Origin of the sequence: Mycobacterium sp. D16Q13 (assembly GCF_002013375.1) — a bacterium.
GTDB lineage: Bacteria > Actinomycetota > Actinomycetes > Mycobacteriales > Mycobacteriaceae > Mycobacterium.
In genome coordinates this window covers 226,129-238,495 of record NZ_MAEW01000003.1, presented here as the reverse complement: position 1 = coordinate 238,495, position 12,367 = coordinate 226,129, and the positions used below count along the sequence as shown (strand labels likewise).

Sequence of the window (12,367 nt, the reverse complement as noted above, 5' to 3'; positions counted from 1 at the left end):
GCGTGGCAGCATTGTTTGCTGCGCGCCTCGCGGAGGCTGCTCAGTGTGGTCGGCCCTATTGGCTCTCGGTTCTTCTACGTGTCGCTATGCGCACCGGAAGCCCAGGTAGTCGGTCTACGATGTGGGCGTGTCAACGCAGGTGTATCCCGATCGCGGCCTTCCTGAGCTGACCGGTGATGCGCGCGTCGACCGGTGGCGTGAGCATCGTGCGAAGGTTCGCGCGGAACTCGTGGAAGCCACCCTGAAGGCCATCGACGAGCTCGGTCCGGATCTCTCGATCGACGACGTCCTCAAGTCCGCGGGTATCTCCCGGCCCAAGCTGTACCGCTTCTTCGCCGACAAGGAAGCCCTCTTCGCCGCGGTGGCGATGCGCGTTCAGGAGTTGGTTGTCGAGCGGGTGGTGTCGAACATCGACCTGTCCCTGAGCCTGCTTGAGCTTTTCCGCTCGGGGATGGCCGGTTACGTCGACCTCGTCGATGAGCAGCCCAACCTGGTGCGCTTTCTCCTGAGTGTCCAGTACGCGAATGCGACATCGCTCATCGAGAGTGGGCGGCCGCTGTCTGACGCCATTGCGCAGCTGGTGGGCTCGATTTTCAGTTCTCGCGGTGGCAATGCCGATCACATCGAGTATGTGATCGACGCGATGCTGGCCTCCACCGGTATTGCCGTCCTGCGCTGGTTCGATGAGCCGGTCATCAGCAAGGAAATGCTTGTCGATGAGCTGGTGGTCTATGTGTGGGGCGGGCTGGCGGCATCCGCCAAGGCTCGTGGTGTCGAGCTGCATCCGGACGACCCCATCGTCTTGCCCACCGACTAACTTCAGGCCCTGCCTGGTGGGGTGCCTTCTTTTGTCGTCGTCCTAGGTCGCTCGCCGGCCACCCGGTGATCTCTTCGATCCATGTCACCCGCCGCGGTGTATTGCGCCTCGCGCTGCCGTCGTCTTATGGTGTACTGAAGGTAGTACTTCAAGTACTAGTAACTTTCCGTCACAAGGGAGTGGTGAAATGGCAAGTCCAGCTGCGGCGTACCCCAAGACCCGGCGGATCCGATTCCGTTTCGGTGATGACGGCAACGCGAACAAGTACTTCGTGGAAAACGACATCGTCTACAGCCATTTCGTCGCTGGACTCTCCGGCGGCTTCCCGCCCGGCGAAGAGGGATTCATCCGTTCGGTGCGTAGGTTCTCCGAGCAGATCACTGATCCGGTGCTCAAGAAGCGTGTCGCGGGATTCATTGGACAGGAGTCGGTACACGGACAAGAGCATCGCCGGGTCAACGAGAAGCTGATCGAATTGGGTTACCCCATCGCGTGGTGGGATTCGCCGAAGCAGGTTGACCGGTTGATCCGGTTCGAGAACATGCTTCCCGCCCGTGCGCACCTGGCCTTCACGGCAATGGCTGAGCACATGACCGCGATCCTTGCCGAGCGGACTCTCGGGAGCGAGGAAGTGCAGGCCATCCCGGGCGATCCGGAAGTGTGGCATCTGCTCAACTGGCACGCCCTGGAGGAACTCGAGCACAAGTCGGTGGCATTCGACGTGTATCGGGCGGTCGGCGGTACCGAGACGATGCGGATCGGTCTGATGCTCGTCGCGATGACTGTCGTCCCTCCGCTGACGCTGGGCGTTCTCGCCGGTTCCCTGCTCTCCGACCCGGTTGCGCGGCGCCAGCCACTTCGGCTGCTGCGCGAAGCCCGGGGGCTTTTTGCCGGACCACTGTTCAAGGGAATCGTGGGCGATGTACGCAAGTATCTGCGGCCCGGCTTCCATCCGGATGACATCGATACCGAGGAGCTGCTGGACCGTTGGCAGCAAGAGCTTTTCGGTAGCAAGGGCATTCTCGTCGATCACCTCAAATAGCCCGCGACACGTCAAAGGAGACGCGAACCGTGAGCACTGCCGCACGGCATTCAACGACGGCTGAGCTGGAACAACCCGATCACGAGGTGGCGGTGATCGGCGCCGGCTTCGGCGGAATCGGAACCGGTATTGCGCTGCAACGCAAAGGTATCCACGATTTCGTCATCATCGACAAATGGGACCAGGTGGGGGGCACCTGGCACGCTAACACCTATCCCGGGGTGGCGGTCGACATCCCGTCGGTGGTGTACAGCTTTTCCTATGAGCAGCGCGGTGACTGGTCGCGTCTGTTCGCGCCGGGCGATGAGTTGCAGCATTATGCCGATTTCATGGTGGACAAGTACGGGCTGCGCGAGAAGCTGCGGTTGGGCACCAGCATTGTTCGCGCGGAGTTCGACGAGCGAAACAGTCTGTGGCGGTTAATCACCGATGGCGGCAGGGAGATTACCGCGCGATACTGCGTGATGGCGGTCGGCGGCCTGGAACGCCCGAAGATGCCCGACATTCCGGGCGTCGACGACTTCGGTGGAACACTTCTGCATACCGCGCTATGGGACCACGATGTGGCGCTTGCGGGTAGGCGCGTCGCGGTGATTGGAACCGGGGCAACGTCACTGCAGCTGGTTCCCGCTATCGTCGACGACACTCGCCACCTCACGGTGTTTCAGCGCACACCAATCTGGGTGGGTCCAAAATTCGACCTCGAAATAAGTCCGCTGGGCCGGATGATTCTGGGAAATAGGCGGATTCGCTCCGTCATCCGCTCGGTTGCGACGGTCGGCATCGAGCTCGCCATGAGCGGTCAGGTGGCAGGTCCGGCGTGGCTGATCAACGCGGCGCGCCGCGCCGGCGAGGCGCCGATGCGTCGGTGGATGCGCAAACAGGTCGACGATCCTGTGATTCGGGAGAAGTTGATCCCCCAATACGGATTGGGCTGCAAGCGTCCATCGATGTCGAACGAGTACCTCAAGACGTTCAACCGGGATGACGTCAGCTTGATCACCGAATCGATCGAGTGCGTGACGCCCCACGGCGTGCGCACTGTTGACGGCGTCGAGCATGAGGTTGATGTGCTGATCTGTGCGACGGGATTCAAGCTGTGGGATAAGGGCTCGGTGCCACCGTTTCCTGTGCTCGGGCGCGGCGGGCGGGATCTCGGCGAGTTCTGGGACAAGCACCGATTCCAGTCCTACCAAGGGGTTTCGGTGCCCGGCTACCCGAACATGTTCTCCATCACCGGACCGTATGGATTCGTGTTGGGGTCCTATCTGTGGATGATCGAGGCGACATCCGCTCACCTGGCGCGAGCCATCGCCGAGACCAAGCGTCGTGGGGCCACGGTCTGCGAGATCCGGCAGGATGTCCACGACGAATACTTCCAGAAATGCTTGAAGCGCCAGGAGAAGAACTTCCTGTTCACCGATGTGTGCGCCGGGTCTAACACGTACTACCTGGATCAGCATGGTGACTCGCCGTTCCGGCCGACGACACATGGCGAGATGTATTGGCAGAACCGTCATTACAACCTCGATGTGTACCGATACTCATCGGGCTCGGTGGTTCCCGAGACCGTGGCATCGATCGCCGGGGAGAGCGCATGAGAAACAACTCGCTGGAGCCTCGCCTGGTGGTGGTGACCGGTGCGGGTAGCGGCATCGGCCGGGCGACCGCGATCCGGTTCGCCCAACGCGGTGCCTACGTGGTGGTTACCGACCTGGATCTGGACACGGCCAATGAAACGGTGGACTTGATCCACGCCGAGGGGCGTAACGCATCGGCGGTGCAGCTTGACGTCACCGATCCCGACCATTGGGCCGACGTCGCCCGCTACGTGTCCATCGAATACGGCGTCCCGGATGTGCTGGTGAACAACGCCGGGATGGTGGTCAGCGGTCCGTTCCTCAAACTGAGCGCCGCGGACTGGGACAAACAGCTGTCGGTGAACTTGATGGGTGTGGTGCACGGGTGCCGGGTGTTCGGTGAACAGATGGTCGCCCGCGGCGGAGGCCATATCGTCAACATCGCCTCGGCAGCGGCATATACGCCGACAGCGGTGATGGCGCCGTACTCGGTATCCAAGGCCGGTGTGAAGATGCTGACGGAGTGTCTGCGTCTCGAATTGGGGCCCAAGGGCGTTGGGGTGAGTGCGGTGTGCCCCGGATTCATCAATACCAACATCGGTATTCACGGCACCATGGTGGGGATCGACCAGGAAATCATCGATGCAAGCCAGCGGAGTATGCGGCGGGTACGTGAGATCACGGAGAAGCTGCCCTGGACACCGATGAGCCCCAATCTGGTCGCAAGGGCCGTCACCCGCGCGGTTCGTCTGGATCTTGTGGTGGTTCCGGTGAAGTTCGAGTCATGGCTGGGGTATTTCCTGTCGCGGGCGTTCCCGGCGGTGAACAGACGACTCATGGCTCCCTTCGGTCTCGACAGATTCGAGCGTCTGGGCGGGCGTGCGGTGGCCAAACGCAGCGAGCCTCAGGCTCCGGTTCTTGTCGATAGCGTGCGGTAGGGAGATCACGGTGAAACTCAATAACCTCGAGCCCCAGCTGGTGGTGGTGACCGGGGCCGGCAGCGGCATCGGCCGGGCCACCGCCATTCGGTTCGCAAAAAACGGTGCCCACGTAGTCGTCTCGGATATGGACCTTGACTCCGCACGGGCCACGACGGCAATGATCCGCGCCGACGGCCACACCGCATCCGCGGTGCAGCTGGATGTCACCGATCCGGACCAGTGGGAAATCTTCGCGCGGGACGTGCTCGCCGATCATGGCGTGGCGGATGTGCTGGTCAACAACGCGGGAATCGCCTTAGGCGGGCCGTTTCTGAAGCTCAGCCCGGCCGACTGGGACAGATTGCTGTCGGTGAACCTCATGGGGGTGGTGCATGGGTGCCGGGTGTTCGGTGAGCAGATGGTCGAACGGGGCAGTGGGCATATCGTCAACATCGCCTCGGCAGCGGCCTTCACACCGACTCCGGTGATGGCGCCGTACTCGGTATCCAAGGCCGGTGTGAAGATGCTCACCGAATGTCTGCGGTTGGAGTTGGGGCCGAAAGGGGTTGGAGTCAGTGCGATTTGTCCCGGATTCATCAACACCAATATTGGGCTTAACGGAATAACCGTGGGCGTCGACCAGGAGATGGTCGATCGGGGCAAGGAGATCATGCTCCGGGTACAGGAGTTCGCGGCCGGTCTGCCCTTCTCCCCGATGAGCCCGGACTTGGTGGCACGCGCCGTGACACGCGCGGTGAAGTACGACCTTGCGGTGGTGCCGGTGCGCACCGAGGCATGGCTCGGATATGTGCTGGGCCGAGTCGCTCCGGGAATCAACCGCCGTACCACACAGGCGTTCTCGATCGAGCGGGCCGAACGGTGGGGTGCCTGGGCGCTCGGCAAGCTGGATGATCTGAATCTGCTTCCGCGTCAAGGTGGCGTCGAGGTGGACCGAAAGCCCACGGCAGCAAGGAGGTAGGCAGATGAACGACACGGCAGATATCGGTGACGTTGCGCTGCACGCCCGCAACGTCACGTTCGACTTCTCTGGCTCGCCCCTGCAATGGATACCGGATGAGCCGGTGGCCTCGCACGCACTATCGGCGCTGAACTTCATGCTGCCTGCCGGCGAGTTGTTCTTCGTCGACGTGTTCGGCAGGGCACTGCCGCACATCAAGGATGCGACGTTACGCGAGGCGGTCATCGGCTTTATCGGCCAGGAGCAGTTGCATTCCGATACGCACGACAAAGCGCTGCTGGAGTACTTCGGTCAGCATGGTATCGACGCACAGCCGCTGCACGACCTGACCGACCGTATGCTCGCGACCTTCAGGCAGCAGACGGACCGGCTCCCGCCCAAGGTGCGCTACCGGGTGATGGTGGAAGGTATCGCCATTATCGCGGGCATCGAGCACCTGACCGCGACTGCGGGCGACTGGCTGCTCAACCACGACTTCGAGAAGTATGGCGCCGACCCCGTGATCACCGACATGTTCCGCTGGCACGGAGCGGAGGAAGTCGAACACCGCAGCGTCGCTTGGGATCTTGCTCGTCACCTCGGGGTTGGGCGCCCCCGGATGATGGCGTACTTTATCGGCTCCTGCGCGACCATCCCGGTGGGTCTGGTCTTTCTCAGCTGGCTGCTCGCCCGTGCCGACCCGGATCTGCCGAAGATGAGTCTGGCGCAATGGCTGCGTGAGACCAACAGGGCGATGAAGCGCGGTGCCACGTTGAGATGGAGCGTCCTGGGGGAGGGTTTCAGGAGCTTCCTGCGGCCCGGATTCACTCCGGAATCCATCGGGGACACCGCGCAGGCGGTTGCCTATCTGGCCAAGTCTCCGGCGGCCAAAGCCGCGGCCGCGGCATGACGCGAGCCCTTCCGGTGGCGGCCCCGATGGGCCGCCACCCTCTCGGCTGGGGCATGAAGGTTCTGGACGTCGTGGGTCCGACGGCCGTCGCGGCGTTGGGCAAAACGCTGCCTGCCGTGCTGCGGCTGAGCCCCCTGCTGGGTCCCGTCCGTCAACCCCGATGGGTGAACCGGTCGCTGAATCTGGTGGTACGGGACCGCTCCGTGGTCGCCGCCGACCAGGATGTCGTGGCCTTCACGCTCGTCGCCGCGGGTGGAGGCGAGCTGCCGAGGTGGCGGCCGGGTGCGCATCTGGATGTCACGTTGCCTTCGGGGGCGGTGCGTCAGTACTCGTTGTGCGGTGACCCGCGTGACCGGTACCGGTACCGGATTGCGGTGCGACGCATACCCAGTGGCAACGGGGGATCAATCGAACTGCACGACGGCGTGCGTATCGGTGACACCCTGGGGGTCACGGGGCCGCGGAACGCCTTCCCTTTCGCGGCCACCGGACATCTGAACGCCGGGACCCGCCAGTTCCATTTTGTCGCGGGGGGAATCGGCATCACACCGATCCTGCCCATGCTGGCGGTCGCTACGGATCTGGGGCTGCCGTGGACGATGACGTACACCGGGCGCAGTAGGGAGTCCATCCCGTTCCGCGATGAGCTGGCCCGCTATGGCGAACGGATCACCATCCGTACCGACGATGAGGACGGGCTGCCCACACCCGGCGATCTGCTGCCGCCGTTGCACCCCGATCTCGCGGTGTACTGCTGTGGACCGGGGCCGATGTTGAGGGTGATTCGCGACGCGGTCGCCGAATACCCAGGCATAGAACTGCATTTCGAGCGATTCTCGGCACCGCCGATCGAAAACGGGGTGCCTTTCCAGGTACAGCTGGGTGCGGGCGGCCCGGTGCTGGATGTGGGTGCGGAGCGCAGTGCGCTCGAGGCGGTTCTCGCGGCCAGACCTGGTACGCAGCACTCGTGCCGGCAGGGCTTCTGCGGCACCTGCAAGGTCAAGGTGCTCGCGGGAAACCCCGATCACCGCGACACCCTCTTGACCGAAACACAGCGCGCCGAAGGCCAGATGCTCCTATGCGTCTCTCGTGCCGACGGCGGGCGCTTGGTACTGGACATCTGAGAATGGAGATATGGGATGACTCTCACGACAGAGCGTGAAGATGGAGTGACGAACGACGGTGTCACCGAGCATGTGGTGCGCAACGGCGATATCGACGTCGCCTACTTCGTTCAGGGCAACCCCGACGGGGAAACCATTCTGCTGGTGCACGGGTGGCCGGATTCGCATCATCTCTGGGACGGAGTCGCGTCGTTGCTCAGAGACCGTTTCCGATTGGTCGCGATTGACAATCGTGGTGCGGGAAAGAGTTCCAACCCCAAGAGCTTCCGCGGCTTCCGGCTCGCCGAGATGGCCAGCGACTACGTAGCCGTGGCCGACGCGGTGAGCCCGGATAAGCCCGTACACGTCCTCGGCCACGACTGGGGCAGTGTCGCGATGTGGGAGGCCATCTGCGATCCCGGCCTGGAACACCGATTTTCCTCATTCACCTCCGTGTCCGGGCCCTCGGCGCATCACATGAGCCGGTGGGTGCGATCTCGGCTCGGCAATCCAACACCGAAGAACGTCGCACTGGCACTGGGGCAGATCGGCTCCTTGCTGTACATGTTCGGATCCATGACTCCCGTCATCCCGAACGTTCTACTCAAGCTCACCATGAATGAAAACCGTTGGCGCGCTGGTTTATCCCTCGCAGAGGGTGCACCCGTGGAGCAGATTCACCTGGGGCCGACCTTCATGAGCGATATCACCAAGACATTGCGGGTGTACCGCGCCAACGCGCTGCCGGCGATGCTGCATCCACAGGACCGGCACACCGGCGTACCCGTACAGGTCATCGTCGGCACCCGTGACCCGGCGGTGCGTCAATCGAACTACGACGACGAGCTGAAATGGAACCAGCAGACGTGGCGGCGGGTGCTCGACGGTGGCCACTGGTTGCCCTTCTCCCACCCGCATGTGCTCGCGGCCGCGGCTACCGAACTCATCGACGCGGTATCGGGCAAGGAGCCCAACCGTGCACTACGGAGGGCAGAAATGGGCAAGAGTCGCAAGCCGTTTGAGGATCAGCTGGTGGTCATTACCGGAGGGGGCAGCGGTATCGGCAGGGAGACCGCCCTCGAGTTCGCCCGGCAGGGCGCCGAGGTGGTGCTCTCCGACGTGAACCTCGACGGCGCCAATGAGACTGTCGCGCTTATCGAGCAGGCAGGCGGTGTGGCACACGCATACCGGCTCAATGTCGCAGACGAGGAAGCCGTCAACGCGCATGCCGAGGAGGTCGTCGCGCTCCATGGCGTGCCCGACATCCTGGTGAACAACGCCGGCGTCGGCGCCGCGGGCGGATTCCTGGACACGCCTTCGGAAGAATTCCGCCGCGTCATCGAGATCAACCTGTTCGGAGTGGTCAACGGCAGCAGGGCCTTTGGTGCGAAGATGGCCGAGCGCGGGCTCGGCGGCCATATTGTCAACCTCTCCAGCATGGCTGCCTACAGCCCGCAGAAGGCCTTTACCGCGTACTCGACAAGTAAGTCCGCGGTGTTTATGTTCTCCGATTGCCTGCGCGCCGACCTTGCGGCGCACAACATCGGTGTCACCACCATCTGCCCGGGCGTGGTACACACCAATATTGTTGCTAATACCAAGATTTCGGGTGTGGATGCGGCGGAAGAGGCGCGTATGCAACAGGCAGGCGACAAGGCGTACGCGATGCGTCGCTACGGCCCCGACAAGGTGGCGCGCCAGATCGTCTCCGCGGTGCGCAAGAACAAGCAGGTTGTACCCGTGACACCCGAGGCGCGGCTGCAGTACCTCAACAACCGATTGGCGCCCGGGCTCACGCGCTACTTCGCATCGAAGGCGGGCATGACCGACCTGATCAAGCTGGTACCCAGCAAGAAGTAGGGGACCGGTCCGCCGCTAGGTCGCGACTCGGAGGGCGGCCTCGCGGCGGGCGCGGATGAATTGCCCTTGTCCGGTGAGGGTTTGGTCGATGCTGGTCCATCCCTGGGCGCGCAGCCAGCCGGTGACTTCTTCGCGCCCGAACGCGCGGAAGCCGCCGATACGCATCGCCCCGGTGACCCCCGGTAGCGATGCCGCTGGGGTCCGCAGCGACGTGAAGATCACGATCTGTCCGCTTGGCCCGGCCACTCGGCACAGTTCTCGTACGGCCTGTTCGGGATCGGGGATCAGGTACAGCGCAGCGAGGCACACCACCGTGTCGAATGCAGCATCGGCGAAGGGCAGTGCGTGCGCGCTCCCGCGTATGTAATCCACATGTTCTGCGGAGTTGTCGCGCACCGCCCGCCGCAGCATGGGGCCGGACAGATCCAGACCGATACACGCACCGTCGCGGCCGAGCTGCGCGGCCAGCTCACGGGTGTAAAGGCCGGGACCGCAGGCGACGTCGAGGATTTTGAGATCACCACGCCCGGCGATCTCCTCCATCAGTGCGGTGTGGGCCTTGAGGGTGCTCTTACCGCCGTAGCTGAATCCTCGAGTGAACATCGGCCGCCAGGCACGCTCGTAGATCGCGGCCAGCAGGGGGCTCTGCATGAATCGGTTGGCCAGGGAAACCGGCTCGTCGCTTTCGGGGCCGAGGACATCGAGATAGCCGTGCTTGCGCTCGGGTGGGTGCTCGATCCGGGTGGGATCCACGAACGTCTCGGCGAGCTTCGGATCCGGCAGGTTGACCACGGTCCCTCCAGTGCACATCGGTTGATTCCAGATTAGTGAAACGGATAGTACTGGATACTTAATGTCACGCATAGGCCTGCGATGTGCGAGTTTGTGCAGCACGGGGGCGTGGGCTGCCCTTGTCATTTAGTGAATGGCATGTCAGTCTATTAAATATTTGGGCGGCCGGGTGGGCGTCTCGTGTGTGGCGGGCATATCCCGCCGCGATCGCTCGGACGGAAATGCCGCAGGCAAAGGGAAGGAACGTGCCGTGAAACGAACCATGGAACCCGCCATGGGTCTGTATGACGAACCCGACTATGAGGTCGCGATCATCGGTGCCGGGCTGGGTGGCATCTGCGCGGCCATCAAGTTGCTTGAGATCGGTGTCGAGAACTTCGTCATCATCGATCGGGACGAGGACTTCGGTGGCACGTGGTTGCGCAACACGTACCCCGGGGTCGGCGCCGACATACCGGTTGTCGCCTATCAGTTCACCTTCGCGCCGAAGGGTGACTGGCAGCGCTTCTTCGCCACTGGCGCCGAAATACAGCAGTACGCACTGGATTTGGTTGCCGAGCACGGATTGCGTGCGCATGCGAAATTCGGAACACGTGTTGAGCGTGAGGTGTTCGATGAAGGCAACCATCTGTGGCAGGTGCATACCGCCGACGGTGGGGTGATCTCGTCGCGTTTCCTGATCAGCGCGATCGGGGCGTACATCAACCCGCGAACGGCCCCCGATATCCCGGGACTGGACACGTTCACCGGCCCGATCCAGGTGCCGTCTCGGTGGCAACACGACGTGGACCTGCGCGGAAAGCGCGTCGGAATCGTCGGTGTGGGAAGTTCCACCGTGCAGATCGCTCCGGCCATTGCCGGTGAGGTGGAACATCTCGACGTGTACCAGCGGACCCCGCAGTGGTACTTCCCGAAGCCGGATTTCCGGCTGCCGAAACTGCTGCAGCGGCTATTGGCGGGGCGCAGGTTCGCCAACGCGGTCAATGGTATTGCCTTGGCGGGCATCGAACTTGGCTTGCGCGTTCTGATCTACACGCCCAAGCCGTTGTTCCGGGCGGGTGCGGCGGTCTTCGACAAGGTGGCGCTGTGGGCGTATCTGGGCTGGCTCCGGCACAAGGTGGATGATCCGGAGGTTCGGGAGCAGCTGCGGCCGAGATTCGGGGCGGGCTGCACGCGCGGCACGCTGGGCGCGGACTACCTGCCGACCTTTAACCGGCCGAACGTGACGCTGGTGTCGAACGGTATCGAGCGGATCACCCCGACGGGCATCGTGGACAAGACGGGTACCGAACGTCCTGTCGATGTCCTGGTGCTGGCCACCGGGTACGAGATGTTCTCGGACCCGGAAACCTATCGGCTGGGAACTGTGCTGGGGACCAAGGGATTCGACCTTGCAGAGTTTTATCGCGACAACGGGCTGCAGGCCTACCAAAGCACCTCGGTCCCGGGCCTTCCCAACAGGTTCATGCTGGTCGGTCCGTACTCGTGGACCGGAACCAGCTTCCACTACATCCTGGAGAACTCGATGCGTCACATCGAGGCCGTCCTCAAGCTCGCCCGTGCCAAACGGGCCACCTGGGTCGAGGTCACGCAGGAGGCGCTGGACGACTTCCAGGCGAACATCGCCCGCAGCGGCGCCAACCTGAATCGGTACTTCACGGTGAACTGCGCGGGGTCGAACAGTTACTTCATCAACTCGCAGGGCGACACACCCTATGTGCGGCCGTGGACGGTGTTGCAGTCATATCGGCGCAGTGTCGCATTCCCTTCGGGTGCTTACGATTTCAGGTCCATCAACAGCCCAGTGAAGGAGATCGAACATGCGATTTGACGCAGTCCCCGTCGAGCTCGACGGGGTCGAGGAGTTCTTCGCCACCGCGCCGTTCGTGACTCGTGTTCGGCGCACTTTCGACGCACCTCCCGAGGAGGTATGGCGGGTGGTGTCGGGCGACCGTATGTGGTCGTGGCTGCCCTCGGTCTGGGGTTGCCGGTATCCGCAGGACATCACGCCGACCGCAGGCACCGTGCGGGATTTCCAGATGTACATCCATTCCTGGATGGTGTTCGCCCAGCACGAGCAGATCATTCACTTCGACGCCCCCCGTGTCATGCGGTACACGGCGCTGGATGCCACCCTGCCGGTATTCGGGTCGTGGTGTGAGGAGTATCGGGTTGTGCCGGAGTCTGATCCCGGCAAGTCCACCGTGGACTGGACACTGGCCTGCGCGCCGCGATACCTGACGAACATCCCGGGATCGCAGTATGTGATTCGCCCGGTCGCCGCCATCCTCAAGCCCGTCTTCTGGTTCGGCCTGGGTGGTCTCGCGCGTGAGCTGCCGGTCCGCGGTCCGCAGCGCACCGGCTGATCCCGGCCGGGGGTGCCCC

11 protein-coding genes are annotated in these 12,367 nt (G+C 63.2%); 10 read left to right on the top strand and 1 reads right to left on the bottom strand.

Annotated elements, in window-relative coordinates:
- Nucleotides 1–121: 121 nt before the first annotated feature.
- The 8 genes from B4400_RS03950 (at nucleotide 122) to B4400_RS03915 (ending at nucleotide 9,190) form a co-directional block, all read left to right on the top strand.
- Nucleotides 122–817, top strand: a complete 696-nt coding sequence (locus tag B4400_RS03950; RefSeq protein WP_078308160.1) for a TetR/AcrR family transcriptional regulator — start codon at nucleotides 122–124, stop codon at nucleotides 815–817.
- Between the two features lie 187 nt (nucleotides 818–1,004).
- Nucleotides 1,005–1,859, top strand: a complete 855-nt coding sequence (locus B4400_RS03945; protein ID WP_078308164.1) for a metal-dependent hydrolase — start codon at nucleotides 1,005–1,007, stop codon at nucleotides 1,857–1,859.
- Nucleotides 1,860–1,888: 29 nt separating this feature from the next.
- A complete protein-coding gene (locus tag B4400_RS03940) occupies nucleotides 1,889–3,460 on the top strand; it encodes a flavin-containing monooxygenase (protein WP_078308168.1) in 1,572 nt (523 codons plus the stop codon).
- Nucleotides 3,457–4,377, top strand: a complete 921-nt coding sequence (locus B4400_RS03935) for an SDR family NAD(P)-dependent oxidoreductase (protein ID WP_078308171.1) — start codon at nucleotides 3,457–3,459, stop codon at nucleotides 4,375–4,377. The genes B4400_RS03940 and B4400_RS03935 overlap by 4 nt, the downstream gene beginning before the upstream one ends.
- Before the next feature lie 10 nt (nucleotides 4,378–4,387).
- Entirely contained in the window at nucleotides 4,388–5,338 is a 951-nt protein-coding gene (locus B4400_RS03930) for an SDR family NAD(P)-dependent oxidoreductase (RefSeq protein ID WP_078308174.1), read from the top strand.
- A 4-nt stretch (nucleotides 5,339–5,342) separates the two neighbouring features.
- A complete protein-coding gene (locus tag B4400_RS03925) occupies nucleotides 5,343–6,227 on the top strand; it encodes a metal-dependent hydrolase (RefSeq protein ID WP_078308177.1) in 885 nt (294 codons plus the stop codon).
- A gap of 53 nt (nucleotides 6,228–6,280) precedes the next feature.
- Entirely contained in the window at nucleotides 6,281–7,351 is a 1,071-nt protein-coding gene (locus tag B4400_RS03920; RefSeq protein ID WP_078308180.1) for a PDR/VanB family oxidoreductase, read from the top strand.
- Nucleotides 7,352–7,366: 15 nt separating this feature from the next.
- Nucleotides 7,367–9,190 (top strand): SDR family oxidoreductase, encoded by a 1,824-nt coding sequence (locus B4400_RS03915; RefSeq protein ID WP_078308183.1) that lies wholly within the window; start codon nucleotides 7,367–7,369, stop codon nucleotides 9,188–9,190.
- Nucleotides 9,191–9,205: 15 nt separating this feature from the next.
- On the opposite strand, the gene B4400_RS03910 is transcribed toward B4400_RS03915, so the two are convergent.
- Nucleotides 9,206–10,000 (bottom strand): class I SAM-dependent methyltransferase, encoded by a 795-nt coding sequence (locus B4400_RS03910; RefSeq protein WP_078308185.1) that lies wholly within the window; start codon nucleotides 9,998–10,000, stop codon nucleotides 9,206–9,208.
- A gap of 244 nt (nucleotides 10,001–10,244) precedes the next feature.
- Here B4400_RS03910 and B4400_RS03905 point away from each other — a divergent pair, with 244 nt between their 5' ends.
- Together B4400_RS03905 and B4400_RS03900 are read left to right on the top strand one after the other, a co-directional pair.
- Nucleotides 10,245–11,813, top strand: a complete 1,569-nt coding sequence (locus B4400_RS03905; protein ID WP_078308531.1) for a flavin-containing monooxygenase — start codon at nucleotides 10,245–10,247, stop codon at nucleotides 11,811–11,813.
- Nucleotides 11,803–12,348 (top strand): SRPBCC family protein, encoded by a 546-nt coding sequence (locus B4400_RS03900; RefSeq protein ID WP_078308188.1) that lies wholly within the window; start codon nucleotides 11,803–11,805, stop codon nucleotides 12,346–12,348. Before B4400_RS03905 ends, B4400_RS03900 begins: the two co-directional genes overlap by 11 nt.
- Nucleotides 12,349–12,367: the final 19 nt, after the last annotated feature.